Here is a 19,530-nt window from a genome sequence, read left to right on the forward strand (position 1 = left end):
CGGCAGGCCACGTAGCCACCGCACGCCATACAGAGGAGAACATCATGCAGCAGCCATCAGAACGGCAGCCGGATCTGGCCGTATTCAGCGCCATCCTGCTGGAAATCTATCGTCTGGCCCGCGAAGAATCACTGGAGCGCTTTCATCACACCGTGCTGGAATGCCTGCGCCCGCAGCTAGCCTTTGACAAGGCCTGGTGGGGCCGCGCCGCCCAGGCGGCGGATGGCCCGCACGAGCACAGTTCATTTCTGTTTGGCCTGCCGGATCACTACATCGATGACTGGAAATCCATCCGCCAGCACGATGTCACCGTGGCACGGGTGCATGCCCACCCCGGCCAGACCGTGGTGGTGGACATGCAGGCGGACGATGCACCGCCGCAGCTGCAATGGCTGGGCCAACGTCATGAAATTGGCGAGCTGTTGTGCGTGATCCACATCGACCCGGTCACCCAGCTGAGCGACCATCTGGCGCTATACCGCCGCCCCGGTGCCGCGCCCTTCAGCGCTGCCGACTGCCTGTTGCTGTCCTGTCTGATGCCGCATCTGGCCTCCACTGTGGCCATCAACCAGATCCGCACCCTGCAGGCACTGCGCGAAACCCTCAGCGGGCCACGGCTGGCGATGGCAGTCTGCGACCAGCACGGCACCCTGCACTGCGCCGAACCCGGTTTTGTTGACCTGCTACTCACCGAATGGCCGGAATGGACCGGCCCCGCCCTGCCCGCCGGCCTGTCGCCACAAGGCCATGATGGGCCCCGGCTCAATATCGAGGCACGGCGCAGCAGCGACCTCTACCTGCTGACTGCGCGCTACCGCTGCGCCATGGAGCAGCTGTCCAGCCGCGAAACCGATGTCGCCCGCCTGTTTGGCGAAGGGCTCACCTACAAGGACATCGCGCGCAAGCTGGGCCTGTCGCCACATACCGTGCGCCACCACATCCGCGCCATCTACGCCAAGCTGGGCATCAACGGCAAGGCGGGCATTGCACATCTCTTGCACCAGCAAGCGCCATTCGGCTGATCTCCCCAGCCTGCTAATCCCACCCGTACGTCCCTGAAGCTGCCAAAGCTGCCATGGTCCGCCATCGCAGGCAGGGCTGGCAGGGACAGCTGCGTCCACGTGTTTCGCCCACCCACCCGAAGGAGCATGCCATGACCCCGTTTCGCCCTGTCCTGACCGCCCTGGCGGCCAGCCTGCTGCTCGCCAGCCATCCCGGCCATGCCGCCGACACCAATGCCCGTGACTTTTTCAGCGCACCGGTCGGCACCTCGCTCAGCGTGCTCTACCTGCCCGTCACCTGGGCCGACAGCTTTCACTCGGCCAGCGGCAACGACGACCATGCCCGGCTGAATGTAGAAGCCTTGGCCTGGCGCCAGCTGTGGTTTTCCGATGTCTGCGGCACCCTGTGCACGCCACAGTTCATCATCCCCGCCGCCCAGATCAAGGCCACCCTGCCCGGCAGCCAGGCCAGCCAGCACGATAGCGGCATCGGCGACCCACAAGTCGGCGGCACGCTGTTCTTCATCAACCAGCCGGACAAACGCGAATACAGCGGCCTGCTGACGCTGATCACCCTGCCAGTGGGCAGTTACGACGCGCAGCACCCGGACGTTTCCGCCGGGGCAAACCGCTGGGGTGCCACCTTTATCTACAACTACACCCGTGGCGTAGGCAAGAACTGGGTGCTGGAAGCCTCGCTGGAAGCCCAGCTGTATGGCAACAACGACAACTATCTCGGCAGCAGCCTGAAACAGCAGCCGCTGTACCGCTTGCAGGCTTTTGCTTCTTATGACTTCACCCCGGCTACCTATGGCGCACTGCGGCTGTATCACACCCGCGGCGGGGCCTTGCGCCTGAATGGACAGGATCTGCCCGACACCCGCCAGAACAGTACCCAGCTCGGCGTGGAGCTTGGCCACTGGGTGGGCAAGCAAGACCAGCTGATGCTGATGCTGGCGCGCAATGTTCATACCACCAACAGCTTTGACAGCAGCCAGGCCATGTTGCGTCTGGTACATGTTTTCTAGGCTGCTTGCCCGACAAGAAAATCCGCCCGACGGATCACTCACTACAGAGGAAAAACCATGAACACGCTCTCCCAGACCAAGCCTGCCGAGGTCCCGCACAATGAGCGCTCGGCCATGGCTGCCATTGTCGGCTTTGCCGCCATCGTCCCCGCCGTGCTGATGATGGCCCCGGCGGTGGCCAGCCAGTTGGCCGGCCAGCTGCAACTGGGGCCGATCGACATCGGCAACCTGTTCTCCGCCGAACTGGGCGCCATGAGCCTGGCCACCCTGCCGGCATTTTTCTGGCTGCCTCGCGTCAACTGGCGCAGCGCCGCCTGGCTGGCGGTGGCAGTATTCATCGCGGCCAATCTGCTGTCCGCCACCACTGTCAGCTATCCGCTGCTGCTAGCCCTGCGCTTTGTCAGTGCGCTGGCAGGTGGTTCGCTGATGATTCTGTGCCTGTCCGCCGCCGCCACCATGCGCAATCCTGCCCGGGTCTATGGCCTGTGGGTGATGGGCCAACTGGCACTGGGGGCGGCCGGGCTAGTCGTCATGCCCGCGCTGTTCGGCCACTTCGGCATTGCCGCCTGCTATATCGGCCTGGCCTTGCTGATGGCACTGTGTACGCCGCTGGTGCGCTGTTTTCCCATGGGTCAGCAAGCAACAACGCCAAAAGCTGCACAGTCTGCCGGCGACCGCCACTGGGGCCGCGCCGCCATGGGCATTCTCGCCACGCTGGCGTTTTACATCAGCCTGAGCGGGGTGTGGACCTTTATCGGCCAGATCGCCCAACAGTCCGGCATCGATCCCCAGCACAGCGGCAATATCTTCGCCATCGCCACCCTGCTGGGCGTGGCAGGTGCTGGCAGCGCCTCGCTGATTGGCCGCCGCCTGCCGCGCGCCAAACTGCTGCTGGCCGGCTTTGGCATGATGATGGCCGCCATGCTGCTATTGCTGAATGCCCCGGCCCTGGCGCGCTTTGCCACTGCCGCATTGCTGTTCAAATTCAGCTGGACCTTCATCCTGCCTTTCATCCTGGCCACGCTGGCCGACATCGATCACAGCGGCAAGCTGATGAATGCCACCAATCTGGTGATCGGCGGTGGCCTGGCGATTGGCCCGGCACTGGCCGGCCAGCTGATCGCCGCCAATCACGGCAGCCTGCATCAGCTGTTGCTGCTGGCCACCCTGGTGGCCGCCATTGCGCTGGCCTTATTGCTGTCGCTGCAGCAGCGCCGCATCACCCCTCCCCACGCCTGAACACAAGGAGCAGCCATGACTTCCCGTACCGCCTTTTATTTCGATGAGCTCTGTATGTGGCATAGCGCCGGCATGCATGCACTGACGCTGCCGGTGGGAGGCTGGGTACAACCACCCGCCGCCGCCGGCCATGCCGAATCGCCGGAAACCAAGCGCCGGCTGAAAAACCTGCTGGATGTGGCCGGCATCAGCCGCCAGTTGCTGCAATGCACTGCCGAGCCGGCCAGCCGCGACGACCTGTTGCGGGTACATGGCGCAGCCTATCTGGATCACTTCAAGCTGGTCAGCGATGCCGGTGGCGGCGAACTCGGCCCGCAAGCTGCCATCGGCCCCGGCAGCTACGACATCGCCTGCCGCTCCGCCGGCATGGCTATCGCCGCTGTCGATGCGGTATGGCGCGGCGAGGTGGACAACGCCTATGTGATGACGCGCCCGCCAGGACACCACTGCCTGCCGGATGCCGCCATGGGCTTTTGCTTCCTGTCCAATATCGCCGTCGCCATCGAAGCGGCCAAGGCGCGCTACGGCATCGAACGCGTCGCCGTGCTGGACTGGGACGTACACCACGGCAACGGCACCCAGGCCATCTACTACCAGCGTCCTGACGTACTGACCATTTCCATCCATCAGGATGGCTGCTTCCCACCAGGCTACAACGGCAGCGAGGACCGGGGCGCAGGGGCTGGACTGGGCGCCAATATCAATATCCCGCTACTGCCGGGCAGCGGCCACGATGCCTATCTGTACGCCATGCAGCGTATCGTGCTGCCGGCGCTGGCCCGCTATCAGCCGCAGCTGATCATCGTCGCCTGCGGCTATGACGCCAATGCGGTAGACCCCCTGGCACGCATGCAGGCGCACAGCGATACCTTCCGCGAGATGACCACCCTGCTGCGTGGCTTCGCCGGGCAGCACTGCGCCGGCAAGCTGGTACTGGCGCATGAAGGTGGCTACTCCGAAGCCTATGTCCCGTTCTGCGGCCTGGCCACCATCGAGGCGCTGTCCGGCCTGCACAGCGAAGTGGTCGATCCGCTGCTGGACTTCATCAGCCAGCAACAACCCTGCGCAGCCATGCTGCAGTTGCAGCGCCAGTTGCTGGATGACATGGCACTGCTACATGAGCTGTAAACCCTGATACTGCAACGGCCACGAACAAGGCCCGCCATTGGCGGGCCTTGTTGCATTACCGGCTTATTCCCGGAAAACAGCGTTTATTGCTGTTGTTCCGCCGGCTGCGGCATGCTGCTGCCCTGCTCTGGCGCGGCATCCGGCGGATTGCCTTGTGCTGCGGAAGCCTGCGGTTGTTCTGACTGTGTCTGCGGCGCAGGCGTGGCGGCAAAGACCAGATTGATCAAACCCAGGCTGGCCAGGGGCAGGGAGAGCATGGCAACAACAAGCAATTTCTTTTGCATCAGCTTCTTTCAATATGGTTGGAAGACCAGTCTGCTGTTGCAAGCGCCATGCCAGCCGCACATTAATCTTAAAAAACAATAGCTTGCCAGCATAAACAGCACACAAGACCAAGCTCTTTGTCGGCAATGGGCGACACCAGCAGCACACCGTGGCACAAGTCATTGAAATGGCGGCATTATTTCCGTCGCCAGATGGCGACAGCCTTGCCTCGCAATACACAAGCTATTGATTTTAAGTAAACAATCTGCCGCAGCCAGCATGAAAAAACCCGCCGTAGCGGGTTGGAATTCTGCACAAGCTGCTTGTCACGCCGGCTTGTTGCCCAGCTTGAGCTTGCCGGCGAGCCAGGTGTGGTCGTAGCTGACAATCTCAAACGGGTTGCCAAAGGGATCGACAAAGCTGATGGAACAGAAAAACTGGTGATCCACCACCGAATCACGCGCCACGGTCTGGCCGGCACGGTCGATCACCCGCTCACCCGCCAGCTGGTCTATCCACTCCAGGAAGTCCTGGCCATTGACCAGAAAGGCCACCGAGCCGGGCTCGCATACCGGCTTGTCTTCCTGCGAAATGGCCAGTCGCACCGAGCCATTGCTGTTCATCAGCATCACGACACCATGCGGGCCGCTTTGCATGTGCTTGTAGCGGGTGTCGGGCGCCAGGTTCAATACGCGCTGGTACCAGTTCTGCGCCTTTGCCAGATCAGTGACACGGACATGGATATGGTCAATCTTGCCAAGCGATAGCATTGCATCCTCATCGGGTGTGGGTGACGCGGCCACCAGGTGGCGCGTGCTCATTCTACGGTGTTTGCCACAGCCGGCAACAATGCTGCGGCTTGCCGCTGGCTGCGGAGTATGACTGCATCAGTATTGGCTGCGCTTAACTGCGCGGTGTCAGCAGCGGCTTGAGATAGCGGCCGGTATGACTGGCCGGGTTGTCCGCCACCTGTTCCGGCGTGCCGGTAGCAATGATCTGGCCACCACCCGCACCGCCTTCCGGACCAAGGTCGATCAGCCAGTCGGCGGTCTTGATCACGTCCAGATTGTGCTCGATCACCACCACGGTATTGCCGTTTTCGCGCAGGCGATGCAGCACCTGCAGCAACAGGTCGATATCGTGGAAATGCAGGCCGGTGGTCGGTTCGTCCAGAATATACAAAGTACGGCCGGTGTCACGCTTGGACAGTTCCAGCCCCAGCTTCACCCGCTGCGCTTCGCCACCGGACAGGGTGGTGGCACTCTGCCCCAGCCGGATATAGCCCAGGCCCACGTCCATCAGGGTCTTGAGCTTGCGCGCCACCGCCGGCACCACGCTGAAAAACTCCAGCGCCTGCTCCACCGTCATGTCCAGCACTTCGTAGACATTCTTGCCCTTGTACTGCACTTCCAGCGTTTCGCGGTTGTAGCGCTTGCCGTGGCACACATCGCAGGGCACGTAGATATCCGGCAAAAAGTGCATTTCCACCTTGATCACGCCATCGCCCTGGCAGGCTTCGCAACGGCCGCCCTTGACGTTGAAGCTGAAACGACCCGGCCCATAGCCGCGTTCACGCGACAGCGGCACGCCGGCAAACAGTTCGCGGATCGGCGTGAACAAGCCGGTATAAGTCGCCGGATTGGAACGCGGGGTGCGGCCGATGGGGCTTTGATCGACATTGATCACCTTGTCGAGCAGGCCCAGTCCGTCGATATGCTCGTAGTGCGCCGGCTCTTCGCTGGCACCGTTCAGATCGCGCGCGGCAATCTTGTACAGGGTGTCGTTGATCAACGTGGATTTGCCGGAACCGGACACCCCGGTAATGCACACCAGCATGCCCAGCGGCAATTCCAGATTGACGTTTTTCAGGTTGTTGCCGGTGGCGCCTTCCAGCTTCAGCACCCGTTCCGGGTTGACTGCGCGGCGTTCGCCCGGCCAGTTGATACGGCGGCGGCCAGACAGGAAAGCCCCGGTCACCGAGTTTTCACTGGCTTCAACATCGGCCGGCGTACCGGCTACCAGTACCTCACCACCGTGTTCGCCAGCCCCCGGCCCCATGTCCACCAGATAATCGGCGGCACGGATGGCGTCTTCGTCGTGCTCCACCACGATGACGCTGTTGCCGATATCGCGCAGGCGCATCAGCGTGGCCAGCAGGCGGTCGTTATCGCGCTGATGCAGGCCGATGGATGGCTCGTCCAGCACATACATCACCCCGGTCAGGCCTGAGCCGATCTGACTGGCCAGGCGGATACGTTGCGCCTCACCACCCGACAGGGTATCGGCGGAACGTGACAGGTTGAGGTAATCCAGCCCCACATTATTGAGGAAGGACACCCGTTCGCTGATTTCCTTGACGATTTTTTCCGCCACCGCATGCTTGTGGCCGCTGATATTCAGCTGGGAGAAGAAAGCAGCCGCTTCCTTGAGCGGCAGCTGGTTCAGTTCGTGCAGGGTACGCCCGCCGATGAATACGTGACGGGCTTCCAGCCGCAGCCGTGAACCCTGGCAGTGCGGGCAGGGCTGATTGTTCTGGTATTTGGCCAGTTCCTCGCGCACCGCACTGGAGTCGGTTTCGCGGTAGCGCCGTTCCAGATTGGGAATGATGCCTTCGAAGGGATGGGCACGGGTAAAACGGGTGCCCTTCTCCGACATATAGACAAACTCGATGCTGTCGCGCCCCGAACCATGCAATACCACATGGCGCACTTTTTCCGGCAGGTCTTCAAAGGCCAGCTCGGTCGGCGAGAAATCATAATGCTCGCCCAGTGCCAGCAGCATCTGGAAGTAAAACTGGTTGCGCTTGTCCCAGCCCTTGATGGCGCCGGCAGCCAGCGTCAGTTCCGGGTGCGCCACCACGCGACGGGGGTCGAAAAAGGTGATTTCACCCAGGCCATCGCACTTGGGGCAGGCACCCATCGGGTTGTTAAAGGAGAACAGCCGCGGCTCCAGCTCCGGCAGGCTGTAGCTGCACACCGGGCAAGCGAATTTGGCGGAGAACCAGTGTTCCTGGCCGCTATCCATTTCCACCGCGATGGCGCGGCCTTCGGCATGGCGCAAGGCGGTTTCAAAGCTTTCCGCCAGCCGCTGCTTCATGTCTTCGCGCACTTTCAGGCGGTCGATCACCACCTCGACGGTATGCTTCTTGTTCTTGTCCAGCTTGGGCAGGCTGTCGATTTCGTACACTTCGCCATCCACCCGCACCCGGATGAAGCCCTGGGCACGCAGATCATCAAACAGATCAAGGTTTTCGCCCTTACGGCCGACAATCACCGGGGCCAGGATCATCACCCTGGTTTCTTCCGGCAGCGCCAGCAGGTGGTCCACCATCTGACTGACGGTTTGCGAGGACAGCGGCACGCCATGTTCCGGGCAATGCGGCTCGCCCACGCGGGCAAACAGCAGACGCAGATAATCGTGGATTTCCGTGACCGTGCCCACGGTGGAGCGCGGGTTGTGGCTGGTGGCCTTCTGTTCGATGGAAATGGCCGGCGACAACCCTTCGATCAGATCGACATCAGGCTTTTCCATCAACTGTAGAAACTGGCGGGCGTAGGCGGACAAGCTCTCCACATAGCGGCGCTGCCCTTCCGCATACAGGGTGTCAAAGGCGAGCGAAGACTTGCCGGAGCCGGACAAGCCGGTGATGACGATCAGCTGGTTGCGCGGCAGATCCAGGTTGACGTTTTTCAGATTGTGCGTCCGAGCGCCACGAATGCGGATGGTGTCCATGTGAGAGAGCGTTACTCAGTCGGTCGGGGAACCTGATAATATACCCGACTTAGCGACTGCCGCTCCATCTAAGTATGCGCTGCAGCAAAAAACCGGCCCTGCCGGAAGCCGGTGCGGCGGTAAACCGCCAGCCATGGACAGCGTTAAAAGCCTTACTCCTGAATCGATAACGACAACACACATGAATTCGCTTGAATTGCGCGCCAGCCTGGGGCTGGCCGGTATTTACGCCCTGCGCATGCTGGGCATGTTCCTGATCCTGCCGGTATTTGCCATTTATGCGCAGACCCTGCACGGGGCTGACAATCACGCACTGATCGGCCTGGCACTGGGCAGCTACGGTCTCACCCAGGCCCTGCTGCAACTGCCGCTGGGCATGCTGTCCGACCGCATCGGTCGCAAAAAGGTGATTTACGGCGGGCTGGTGCTGTTTGCCATCGGCAGCTTTGTGGCTGCCGGCGCGCACGACATCGTCACTCTCACCATCGGCCGCGTCATTCAGGGTTCCGGCGCCATCTCTGCCGCCATTACCGCCCTGCTGGCCGACCTCACCCGCGAAGAAAACCGAACCCGTGCCATGGCCATGATCGGCATGAGCATCGGCACCACCTTTGCCGTCAGCCTGGTTGCCGGCCCGCTGCTGGCGCAGTACATCGGCGTCAATGGCATCTTCGCCCTCACCGGCATCCTGTCGCTGGCCGCGCTGGTAGGCGTATGGCTGATCATTCCCGACCCGGCCATTTCGCGCTTCCACTCCGACACCGAAGCCAATACCAAGCGTCTGCCGGCGGTTCTGAAAAACCCACAGCTGCTGCGCCTCAATTACGGCATCTTCGCCCTGCATGCGGCGCAGATGGCCATGTTCGTCACCATACCCTTTGCCCTGATCAAGACCGCAGGCCTCGACAAGGCCCACCACTGGGAGGTCTACCTGCCAGTCACGGTCATCGGCTTTCTGCTGATGGTGCCGGCCATTATCTACGGCGAGAAAAAGTCCAGACTGAAGCAGGTATTCATCGCCGCCATCGCCATCATGACCATCGCTCAGCTGGGCATGGCCCTGGCGCTGGACAGTTTCTGGCAGATCGTGGTGTGGCTGGGCCTGTATTTCATCGCCTTCAACATCCTGGAAGCCACCCTGCCCTCGCTGATTTCGAAAATCGCACCAGCGGATGCCAAGGGCACCGCCATCGGTGTGTATAATACGGCGCAGTCCTTTGGTCTGTTCATGGGTGCCGCAGCAGGTGGCTGGCTGTACGGCCACTACGGCGCAGCCGGCGTATTCAGCTTTACCAGCGTACTGATGGCCAGCTGGCTGCTGGCATCGTTCAGCATGCAGGCCCCGCAGGCCGTGCGCTCGGTCATGTTCCACATCGGCGAAGACTGGCGTGGCAGCCCGCAGCAGCTATCCCAGCAGCTGTCGGCCCTGGCCGGTGTCAGCGAAGCGGTGGTGGTACTGGAAGACCGTGTCGCCTACCTGAAGGTATCGCAGCAAACCTGGGACGAAGCCGCAGTCAAACAGCTGATCCAGGCTACTTATTAATGCCAGCGCGGCTATTGCCACAGCGTGTCTGGCCCTACAATCACGCGTCGGCCGTGTCCGGCGCAGCATCATTGAATCGAATCGGAGACCCCACATGAACAGCATCACTTTTGACGGACGCCTGGCGGCAGACGCCGAACTGCGCTACACCCCCAGTGGCGAACCGGTGCTGAGCTTCCGCGTGGCCAGCGACATCGGCTTTGGCGAACGCAAGACCACCAACTGGTTTAGCTGCCAGGTATGGGGCAAGCGCGGCGAATCGCTGAAGAACTTCCTCAGCAAGGGCCAGCAAGTGACGGTATACGGTCAGCTCACCCTGCGCGAATGGCAGAACAAGGAAGGCCAGAAACAGCTGTCGCCCGACGTGCGGGTGAATGAACTGAGCCTGCAAGGCGGCAAGCGCGAAGGCGGCTCGTCCATGGACGACAACTACGCTTACGGCGAACCGGCAGCCCAGTCCCGCCCTGCCGCACCACCGGCAGCACCGCGCCGCATGGAAGCCAAGGCCGCGCCCAAGCTGGATGACATGGACGACGACATCCCGTTCTGAGATACGCCCAGAGTCATTGGTAAAGTAGCCCCCCAACCCCCCGCCCTGCGGGGGTTTTGCATTCTGCTGGTGCCACCGCGACTGCAGGCCAGGAGCGTGTTGCGCGGCAAGTAAATCCAAGCAATTCAACACCTTGCACCCACCTCAAGGCCGATAGCTCAAGGCGATAAAAAATGGCTGCTTCCGTATGGAAAGCAGCCATGAAAGTATCTGGGGGATGCGGCAGGAGCCGTGGGCTTCATCTCCGGCAGCCACTCCTGCCCTATGGCTTGAGCATAGGGCCAACTAGATTGACTTGGCTTCTTTCAACAAGGCATTGGCGGCCAGCTTGCCGATATTGTTGGCGGCCAGCGGGCTATCACCGGTGATCAGTTTTCTATCCTGATGGCACTGGCCGGTAATCCCGGTATTCAATATTTCTACGCCTAGCTTCGCCAGGCTTTCACCCAAAGGCCAAGGCAACAGGCCGGGCATGTAACCGATCTGGATATTGGCCCCCTGATCCAACGCATCCGGGAAAACACAGATTTGGTAACCCTTGTAAATGTAGTCTTCCGGCTCTTCATCCATGGCCGGGGCCAGCAGGCAGGCAGGCCCGTGGCACAAGGTAATGACGTATTTGTCCTTGTCCATGGCCCACTTCAGCAAGTCTTTTACTTCCTGGCTATGTGGAATACCTACCAAAGCACCATGACCACCCGGAACAAAGACGGCGATATAGGGGGAGTCGTCATTCACGCTTTGCGCCATGACTTCAGAGAGCTTCAATGGCGATTTGAATTGGTCGCGATACTTCGCGTAGACCCCTTTTACCGTGTCATCTTCGCCCGGCATCGCCCACATCTCCAATTTGACCGGATTGCCTGACAGGGTAGCTACATCAATCTCGAAGCCGGCACGGTCGATGTGATACATGGGGAGCAGCGTTTCAACCGGGTGATTACCGGTGGAGAACATTGTGCCGTTTTGCATCAGCACATAGCGCTCGTCTGTAGCCACCATCAACACCTTCCACTTGCCACCGCGATAGGGCTGCGGGTAGTCAGTACCATCAAAATCTGTTTTGGACGATGTGTATTGGCTCAGGGAGTATGGCGAAGGGAAAAAAGCATTGTCTTCGGCATGATCTGGTGTGGGTTTTCTGCTCAACTCATTGGTTTGATCGGTCATGAGGCTCTCCTGTGTTAGACGCGAAACTAACATGCCAAGTATGCCGTTAATGCTGGCGGTGGCAGTTTCGCGCTAAATATACAGTTTTTACTGTTGTATTTATTGCTTAATAAATGCAACAGAGTGTTTCACCGGTGACACACCCCTTGCGGCAGACATCAATAGGATGTTTCCTGTATGTTGAGCCCCTCTATCCACAGGGTGTGCAAGCGCAATGTATGACCTGAATGCTCTGTATTACTTTGCCCAGATTGTTGACCATGGTGGGTTTGGTGCAGCCAGTCGCGCCACTGGCGTTTCCAAATCCAGGCTCAGCCGTAGCATTCAAGAGTTGGAAAGCTATCTTGCCGCGCGCCTGATCAACCGTTCCACCCGACATTTTGCGGTGACTGATCTGGGGCAGGAATTTTACGTGCACTGTCAGCAGGTGCTGACTGCCAGCGAAGCTGCCCGGGCTTCGGTCGAGAAAAAGCAGGTCGTGCCGCAAGGCACGGTGCGGATCAGTTGCCCCACTGCATTATTGAATTTTGTCGTCGCCGGGATGATTTCCCGCTTTATGGCGCGATTCCCGCTGGTGAAGGTGCAAATAGAAAGCACCAATCGCGAAGTGGATGTCCTGAGGGAAGGGCTGGATTTGGCCTTGCATGTCAAAACGCCACCATTTGAAGATAGTGGCTTGGTGATGAAGCGGCTTTCGCGTAGCCCGCAAGAGCTGGTGGCTAGCCCGCAGTTTCTGCAGCAGCGTGGCTATCCCGGGTCAGCGCAGGAACTCAGCAAGCTGCCAAGCCTGCACTGGGGGCTGCAACGCCGCGATTATGCATGGGAGCTGCAAGGGCCAGCTCAGCAGTCGCTGCAAATCCCGCACACGCCAAGGCTGATTACTGACGATATCATCACCATCCGCCGCGCGGCCCTTGATCATGCTGGGATTGCTCAATTGCCGCTGCTGGTGTGTTTCAAAGACCTCAACCAGGCACTGCTGGTCCCGGTACTGCCGGACTGGAAGCCACCGGAGGCGGTTGTTTATGCGCTATTTCCATCCAGGCAGGGCTTGTTACCCTCGGTGCGCAGTTTGCTGGATTTTCTGACTGACAGCTTTGGCGAAATGGACTTCTCAAACTTACAAGCAAGCTACGCACAAAGCGGCGATGCTGATGCTTGCTTCATGAGGGATTGAGGGGGGTGAGCTGCATTCCAGAGTGAGCCAGCCCACGTAGCAAGCAGCTACCGGCACCACCGCCCATTGTCGAAAGAACTGAACGGAAGCAAGTGCCTCCGTTCACTTCAACTTGATGGCGATTTGCGACGATGGGTATCAGCCCAGGCTTTTGGACAATTCGGCAATGTGCTCAGGCGTGATGCCGCAGCAACCACCGACAATACCAGCGCCCTTGCCTACCCAGCGTTCGGCCCAACCCAGATAGTTCTGCGGCGTCAGGTCGGCACGAATTTCATCCAGCGTGGCATTGGCCTTGGCATCTTTCGGTGTCGGCGGGAAAGCATTGGCGTACACGCCCAGTTGCAACTGGGCGCCTTGCTGCTGCAGCACGCCATTGGCCGCATCCAGCGCGGCTTCCATCACTTCCGGCTGGCTGCAATTGAACAGCACGGCTGCCGCCCCCAGGCGGATGGCTTCGACCACGGCTTCGCCAACCGTTTCACCAGAACGCAGGCGGGCCACGCCATCAGTGTCTTCATCCTGCAGGGTAAACGACAGCCACAAGGGTTTGTCCTGCTCGCCCAGCGCCTGACGCACCGCCCGCACCTCGGCCAGCGAGCTTTGCGTCTCGGCCAGCCACACATCCACATACGGCGCCAGGCCGGCAATCAGCACTCGGTGAATGGCCAGCGAATCCGCCTCGTTGAACAGGTCGGGCCGGTAAGAGCCCAGCGCTGGCGGCAGCGAGCCGGCTACGGTCACCGGCTGGGCCGCCTTGTCGGCGCTGCGGCGCGCCAGCTCACCGGCCAGGGCGGCCAGTCGCTCGCCATGCTGCTCGAAACGCTGCTGGCCAATGTGAAAAGGCACCACGGCATAGCTATTGGTGGTAATCACCCGGGCACCGGCACTGACAAAGGCATCGTGTGCCTGCTCGACAAAGTGCGGGCCTTCCAGCAGTGCCAGCGCCGACCATTCCGGCTGCTGGAACGGTGCACCAATGCGTTTGAGTTCGCGGCCCATGCCGCCATCGAGAATAAGGGTTTGGCTCATGATGTTATCCATGCATTCGACATCCACACCGGGAAAACCCGGCATGATGAAAAAATGTTATATTCTTATAAAGAAACAAGTTGGTATTTATTATAATAGTTTGATATATAGATTAACACCCAAACAGCATTCAGACCAAAAAAATGTTCAAACGACAAACCAAGATCACCAAAACCCTCGCTGCCCTGGCCCTGCTGGCTGCCAGCCAGAGCCATGCCGGTGCCACGCTGGACCACGTACAGAAAAGCGGCGTACTGCGCGGCGTGCTGCTGGAAAGCTACCCACCCTACTCCTTCCTCAACAACAAAAACCAGCTGGATGGCTTTGATGTGGATGTAGCCAAGGCCGTGGCGAAAAAGCTGGGCGTCAAACTGAGACTGGACACCCCATCCTGGGAAGTGATTGCCGCCGGCAAATGGGGTGCGCGCTGGGATATCTGCATCTGCTCGATGACGCCCAACAAGGAAAGAGCGCAAGTACTGGACTTCCCGGCCTTCTACTACAACTCGCCAGCGGTGCTGATTGCCAACATCGCCGACAAGAAAACCAGCAGCATCAAGGACCTGGAAGGCAAGAAAATTGCCGTGCAACAAGGCTCGTCCTACGAGAGCTACCTGCAAAAGAAACTGGTGATTGAAGCACCCAATGCGGTGCAGCCCGCCTACGGTTTCAACAAGGTCATCATCGCGCCCTACGACAACGAAGAGCTGGCCTACCAGGACTTGGCACTGGGCGCGGGCAAGCGCGTGGATGCGGTGATTTCCAATCTGGTGACCGCCCGTGAACGCATCAGCAAGACCGGCAAGTTCCGCATCGTGGGCAGCCCGCTGTATCAGGAACCCAACTGGGTCGCCGTGGACAAGGGCGATGCGCAGTGGAATGCCCGTGTCAAACAGGTCATTACCGAGCTGAAGAAAGACGGTACGCTCAGCGCCATTTCCAAGAAGTGGATTGGCGCCGATATCACCAACTAAGAATCTGCCCCGAGGCGGCATGCACGCGCCCGGGGCTTTCTGTTTTTGTCTGTCCGTATCATGAAACTGGAAAACCGATTCAGGCTGCAGGTCGGCCTGGTCATGTTGTGTCTGTTGGGTGGCTTTGTCTGGTTTGTGCAGGCCTTTGGGCTGGACTACCAGTTTGCCCTGAGCAAGCTGCCCTTGCTGGCCGGGCTGGAGTTAAGCCCGGAAGGCTTTATCCAGGGCATTCCGCTCACCCTGCTGTTATGTCTGCTCTCCACCGTGCTGGCGGTAGCCATCGGCATGCTATCGGCGCTGGGGCGGCTATCCAGCAACCCGCTGCTGTACGGCCTGGCCACCTTTTACAACTCCTTTTTCAAGGGCACGCCGCTGCTGGTGCAGATTCTGCTGATCTACCTGGGCCTGCCGCAGCTGGGCGTGGTACCCACCGCCATTCCATCCGGCGTGGCCGCGCTGGCACTGTGCTATGGCGCCTACCTGAGCGAAGTGTTCCGCTCGGCCATCCTGTCGATTCACCGTGGCCAGTGGGATGCCGGCAAGGCGCTGGGGCTGAAGCCCCACGCCATCATGCGCCACATCATTTTGCCGCAGGCGATGAAAGTGGCCGTGCCGCCCACCTTCTCCATGTTCATTTCCATGCTGAAGGACTCCTCACTGGTATCGGTGATGGGCTTGTGGGAGCTGATGTTCCTGGCGCAAAGCTATGGCCGCTCGGCTTACCGCTATATGGAAATGCTGCTGACCGCCGCCATTCTGTACTGGCTGCTGTCCATCGTGCTGGAGCTGTTCCAGCACCGGCTGGAGCAGAAACTGTCGGTTTCCGCACGGCGCTGAGCCATGAGCGCGGCGGCAAGAAAGTGCTGCCGCGTGTTAAGCAAGGCTTGGGTCATGGCAGGCAAAGCGCCGGGATGGTGGCATCCACCACTACCGGAGTTCAAGCCGCTTAGAGCGGCTAACAAAATAGCGAAGCGGCGCTGGGGCAAGGCGCGCCGACGCCGACAATACAAGCAGTACGGCAAGAAAGCGCAACGCCGCAGCGGGGGTTTTGTTAGCCGCTCTTAATGACTCTTGCGCAACGCAGCCCCCAGCACATTACCCAGCAGGGCAATGCCTTGCCCCAACACCAGACTCCTGGGGTGGCCGTCATTCAGCCGTATGCGATGTCCGAATTGCCTGCTAGCGAGAAATATCGATCCGGGCAGGATACTGCCCCCGACTTGAGCGGCTTTGCAATGCAGCTGCCAAACAACCCCAGTAGCACCCTTCCGCCGATACCCATGTCCGGGTATTGCTGCACCAGCCACGAAAACCAGGACACCCCAAATTAGTGACGGGTGCAGGTTGTCGCTTCCCCCCGCTTAGCGCAGCTGTGCATCCCCGCCCAGCGCCTGATACAGCGTCACCTGGTTGACCAGCCGGTTGTAGCGGTTTTCCAGTAGCGACACCTCGGCCTGGCGGCGGGTTTCCTGCGCATCCAGCCAGTCTTTCAGTGGTGCTGCACCGGCCTGGTAGCGTAGCCGGTACAGCTGCTCGGCCTGGCCGGCCAGTTGTGCCGACAGCGTCAGCCGCTGCCCTTGCTGCTGATAGTGGCTGCGTGCAGACAGGGCGTTTTCCACGTCGGCCAGCGCCGCGTATAGGGTCTGGCGGAAATTCACTACTGCCAGCTGGTAATCGGCCGCGCTGATCTGCGTGTTCAGCCGCATTTGCCGCCATTCCAGAAACGGCAGTGTCAGCCCTGCGCCCAGCGTGGCCAGCGGATTGCTGACCACCTGCGCCAGCCGGCTACTGCTGCTCCCCAGACTGCCGGTCAGGGAAAAATCAGGATAGTAGGATGCACGGGTGGCGTCGCCATTGGCCAGCGTTTCACGCAGGCGCAGTTCGGCGGCGCGCAGATCGGGCCGCCGCGCCAGCAGCTGTACCGGCAGACCAGCCGGCACATCCGGCAGATCCTGCTGCGGCAGGCTGCCAGGCGTGGTCACCACACCCAGCGGCGGGCCATCCAGCAAGATGGCCAGCGCATTGCGGGTTTCTGCCAGTTGCTGTTGGTAGTCGTAAAGACTGGCCTGCTGACTGGCCAGGCTTTGCCGTACGGTCAACACATCCAGCTGTGCCGCCGCGCCGGCCTGTTGCTTGGCCAGCACCAGCCGCAAGGCTTGCTGCTGGTAATCGACGCTGGCTGCGCCCAGCTGCAGTCGCTGCTGCAACCAGGCCTGCTTCCAGTACAGCTTGATGGTGCTGCCGATCAGGCTGAGCCGGCTGGCTGCGCGGTCCTGCTCGGTGGCGCGCGCCTCCCAGGCCTTGGCATCGCTCAGGTGGGACAGCTGGCCCCACAGATCGGCCTCGTAGCTGACGGAGAGGCTGGCCGAATGCGTCTGGCTGTTGACCCCAGCCCCACCCAGGCGCTGGCTGGCGGAGCTGGACAGGCTGAAAGACGGCGTGGGGGCCAGGTCGGTAGCGGCCAGATCGGCCTTGAGCATGGCCTGGCGCACCTTGATGGCAGCCGCAGCCAGATCATTATTGCGGGACAGCACCAGCGCAACCAGCCGGTTCAGTTCGGCATCACCAAATTGCTGCCACCAGTTATCACCACTGATCGGGCTATTGTCCGCAGCAGTGGCGCCCTGCCACTGGGCGGGCAGCGTGACGGCCGGCACCTGATAGGGCGTTGCGGTCAGACTGGCGCAGCCGGCCAGCAGCAGGCTGGCCAGCACGATGGGGTAAAGCACTTTCATTGCATTCTCATTCTCGTGACAAGGCCACGACAGGGTCCAGCCGCGCCGCATTGCGCGCCGGCAGATAACCGAACAACACCCCCACCAGCGTGGAGCAGGCAAAGGCCGCCACAATCGAGCTGGCGGAATACACCATGGTGAAGCTGGCCAGTTTGGCCACCAGCACGCCCAGCCCCAGCGACAAGGCCACGCCCAGCGCGCCACCCAGCAGGCAGACCAGCACGGCCTCGATCAGAAACTGCTGCATGATGTCGCGTTGGCGTGCGCCCACCGCCATGCACACTCCAATTTCGCGGGTGCGCTCGCTCACCGACACCAGCATGATGTTCATCACGCCGATACCGCCCACCACCAGCGAAATCACGGCAATCATCGACACCAGCAAGGTCATGGTGGCGGTGGTGGTGGCGATGGTCTGGCGGATGCTGTCGGTGTTCATCACAAAGAAGTCCTGCGTGCCGTGGCGGCGCTTCATCAGCGCCACCAGGCTTTGCTCGGCGGCATCGGTGGCAACATTGTCGCTGACCCGCACCGTGACGGCCTTCAGGTAGTCCTGGCCCAGCATGCGGTACATCACTGTGCTGTAGGGCAGCCACAGATTGAGGTTGTCATCGGTGCCGAAGGCACTTTTCTGGGTTTGGGTGACGCCCACCACGCGGCAGGGCAGCTTGCCCAGCAGGATGACCTTGCCGATGGGGTCGTCACCGTCGGCAAACAGCGCCTTACGGCTGTTTTCGTCGATCACCACCTGCTGTGCCTGCTGACTGACAGCCGTGGCATCGAAGGCCCTGCCCTGTGCCATGGACACACCGCGCACACGGAAATACTGCTCGCCCACGCCCTTGACCTGCGCCGTTACCGCCACATTGCGGTAGCGCAGGGTGACGCTATCACTGACTTCCGGTGTCACGCTGTCGACAAAACCCTGCTCGGCCAGCACTGTCGCATCACGCGGGGTAAGGGTGTGGATGGCATCGGCCTTGCGGTCGCCAAAATGCTTGCCGGGATAGATATTGATGGTATTGGTGCCCAGCGAGCTGATGTCGCTGAGAATGCGCTGGCTGGAGCCGGTGCCCAGTGCCACCACCGACACCACCGAGGCAATGCCGATGATGATGCCCAGCATGGTCAGCGCCGAGCGCAGCCGGTGCGCCATCAGCGCACGCCACGCCATGCCGAAGGCCTCGGCAAAATGCTCGCGCAGCAGCCGCCAGCCGCCCTGCTCCTCGACCAGCGCCGTGCTGGCCAGCGTGGCATTGGCCGCAGTTTCGCCGCGACGCTGGTCAGCCACCAGCCGGCCATCGCCGATTTCAATGATGCGGTCGGCGTGTTCGGCCACCTTGCTGTCGTGGGTGACCAGAATGATGGTATGGCCCTCGGCATGCAGCTCACGCAGGATGGCCATCACCTGCTGGCCGCTGGCACTGTCCAGCGCGCCGGTGGGCTCATCGGCCAGAATCACCTTGCCGCCGTTCATCAGCGCCCGCGCAATACTCACCCGCTGCTGCTGGCCGCCGGACAGCTGGCCCGGCTTGTGGCCGGCCCGATCGCTCAGGCCCAGTCGCGCCAGCAGGCTGGCCGCACGGCTGCGGCGTTCCGGTGCCGGACTGCCGGCATAAACTGCGGGCAGCTCGACGTTTTGCAGGGCATTGAGTTCGCCCAGCAAGTGGTAGCGCTGGAAGATGAAGCCGAAGTGCTCGCGCCGCAGCTGCGCCAGCTGGTCGGGGCTCATGTCGGCCACCGGCTGGCCGGCCACCCGATAGCTGCCGCGCGAAGGGGCATCCAGACAGCCCAGAATATTCATCAGGGTGGATTTGCCGGAGCCGGATGCGCCGATGATGGCGACCATTTCCCCAGCCTGAATCTGCAAATGGATGTCGTCCAGCACGGTGACCGTGTCTTCACCCGAGGCAAAGTCACGGCACACGCCTGACAGTTCCAGCAAGGGAGTGCTCAT

Annotated in this window: 16 protein-coding genes; 9 read left to right on the forward strand and 7 right to left on the reverse strand. The window is 61.0% G+C overall.

Translation table 11 applies throughout. The features are described 5' to 3' along the window. Positions 1 to 44: 44 nt before the first annotated feature. From EAY64_RS05640 to EAY64_RS05655, 4 genes are all read left to right on the forward strand, one after another. Positions 45 to 1,022, forward strand: a complete 978-nt coding sequence (locus EAY64_RS05640; RefSeq protein WP_103523811.1) for a helix-turn-helix transcriptional regulator — start codon at positions 45 to 47, stop codon at positions 1,020 to 1,022. Positions 1,023 to 1,153: 131 nt separating this feature from the next. After that, complete coding sequence (locus EAY64_RS05645; RefSeq protein WP_103523812.1) at positions 1,154 to 2,029, forward strand: transporter; 876 nt, start codon at positions 1,154 to 1,156, stop codon at positions 2,027 to 2,029. Between the two features lie 57 nt (positions 2,030 to 2,086). Continuing rightward, complete coding sequence (locus EAY64_RS05650) at positions 2,087 to 3,268, forward strand: MFS transporter (RefSeq protein ID WP_103523813.1); 1,182 nt, start codon at positions 2,087 to 2,089, stop codon at positions 3,266 to 3,268. Positions 3,269 to 3,283: 15 nt separating this feature from the next. After that, positions 3,284 to 4,396 (forward strand): class II histone deacetylase, encoded by a 1,113-nt coding sequence (locus EAY64_RS05655; protein WP_103523814.1) that lies wholly within the window; start codon positions 3,284 to 3,286, stop codon positions 4,394 to 4,396. 83 nt (positions 4,397 to 4,479) lie between these two features. On the opposite strand, the gene EAY64_RS05660 is transcribed toward EAY64_RS05655, so the two are convergent. From EAY64_RS05660 to uvrA, 3 genes are all read right to left on the reverse strand, one after another. Beyond that, positions 4,480 to 4,680, reverse strand: a complete 201-nt coding sequence (locus EAY64_RS05660) for a hypothetical protein (protein ID WP_103523815.1) — start codon at positions 4,678 to 4,680, stop codon at positions 4,480 to 4,482. A gap of 306 nt (positions 4,681 to 4,986) precedes the next feature. Continuing rightward, the gene (locus tag EAY64_RS05665) at positions 4,987 to 5,481 is read right to left on the reverse strand and encodes a VOC family protein (protein WP_226034150.1); all 495 of its coding nucleotides are present in this window, start codon (positions 5,479 to 5,481) and stop codon (positions 4,987 to 4,989) included. 82 nt (positions 5,482 to 5,563) lie between these two features. Further along, positions 5,564 to 8,392, reverse strand: a complete 2,829-nt coding sequence (gene uvrA / locus EAY64_RS05670) for an excinuclease ABC subunit UvrA (RefSeq protein ID WP_103523816.1) — start codon at positions 8,390 to 8,392, stop codon at positions 5,564 to 5,566. A 181-nt stretch (positions 8,393 to 8,573) separates the two neighbouring features. On the opposite strand from uvrA, the gene EAY64_RS05675 reads away from it, so the two are divergent. Both EAY64_RS05675 and EAY64_RS05680 read left to right on the forward strand, forming a co-directional pair. Further along, positions 8,574 to 9,935: an MFS transporter gene (locus EAY64_RS05675; RefSeq protein ID WP_103523817.1), complete on the forward strand. Its 1,362-nt coding sequence runs from the start codon at positions 8,574 to 8,576 to the stop codon at positions 9,933 to 9,935. A 94-nt stretch (positions 9,936 to 10,029) separates the two neighbouring features. Next, on the forward strand, positions 10,030 to 10,485 hold the full coding sequence (locus tag EAY64_RS05680) for a single-stranded DNA-binding protein (protein WP_103523818.1): 456 nt from the start codon (positions 10,030 to 10,032) through the stop codon (positions 10,483 to 10,485). 285 nt (positions 10,486 to 10,770) lie between these two features. On the opposite strand, the gene hchA is transcribed toward EAY64_RS05680, so the two are convergent. Next, positions 10,771 to 11,655, reverse strand: a complete 885-nt coding sequence (hchA, locus tag EAY64_RS05685) for a glyoxalase III HchA (protein ID WP_103523819.1) — start codon at positions 11,653 to 11,655, stop codon at positions 10,771 to 10,773. Positions 11,656 to 11,869: 214 nt separating this feature from the next. Between hchA and EAY64_RS05690 the strand changes: the two genes are divergently transcribed. Next, positions 11,870 to 12,832 (forward strand): LysR substrate-binding domain-containing protein, encoded by a 963-nt coding sequence (locus EAY64_RS05690; protein ID WP_103523820.1) that lies wholly within the window; start codon positions 11,870 to 11,872, stop codon positions 12,830 to 12,832. A 138-nt stretch (positions 12,833 to 12,970) separates the two neighbouring features. Here the strand turns inward: EAY64_RS05690 and EAY64_RS05695 are convergent, their stop codons facing one another. Continuing rightward, on the reverse strand, positions 12,971 to 13,864 hold the full coding sequence (locus EAY64_RS05695) for a homocysteine S-methyltransferase family protein (protein WP_103523842.1): 894 nt from the start codon (positions 13,862 to 13,864) through the stop codon (positions 12,971 to 12,973). A 143-nt stretch (positions 13,865 to 14,007) separates the two neighbouring features. Here EAY64_RS05695 and EAY64_RS05700 point away from each other — a divergent pair, with 143 nt between their 5' ends. Both EAY64_RS05700 and EAY64_RS05705 read left to right on the forward strand, forming a co-directional pair. After that, a complete protein-coding gene (locus tag EAY64_RS05700) occupies positions 14,008 to 14,838 on the forward strand; it encodes a transporter substrate-binding domain-containing protein (RefSeq protein WP_103523821.1) in 831 nt (276 codons plus the stop codon). A gap of 102 nt (positions 14,839 to 14,940) precedes the next feature. Continuing rightward, positions 14,941 to 15,675 (forward strand): amino acid ABC transporter permease, encoded by a 735-nt coding sequence (locus tag EAY64_RS05705; protein ID WP_199734393.1) that lies wholly within the window; start codon positions 14,941 to 14,943, stop codon positions 15,673 to 15,675. Positions 15,676 to 16,199: 524 nt separating this feature from the next. Here the strand turns inward: EAY64_RS05705 and EAY64_RS05710 are convergent. Together EAY64_RS05710 and EAY64_RS05715 are read right to left on the reverse strand one after the other, a co-directional pair. Beyond that, positions 16,200 to 17,573, reverse strand: a complete 1,374-nt coding sequence (locus EAY64_RS05710; RefSeq protein WP_103523822.1) for an efflux transporter outer membrane subunit — start codon at positions 17,571 to 17,573, stop codon at positions 16,200 to 16,202. A gap of 7 nt (positions 17,574 to 17,580) precedes the next feature. Continuing rightward, positions 17,581 to 19,530: a MacB family efflux pump subunit gene (locus EAY64_RS05715; protein ID WP_103523823.1), complete on the reverse strand. Its 1,950-nt coding sequence runs from the start codon at positions 19,528 to 19,530 to the stop codon at positions 17,581 to 17,583.

It is taken from the genome of Aquitalea palustris, from assembly GCF_003693445.1.
Classification (GTDB): Bacteria; Pseudomonadota; Gammaproteobacteria; order Burkholderiales; family Chromobacteriaceae; genus Aquitalea; species Aquitalea palustris.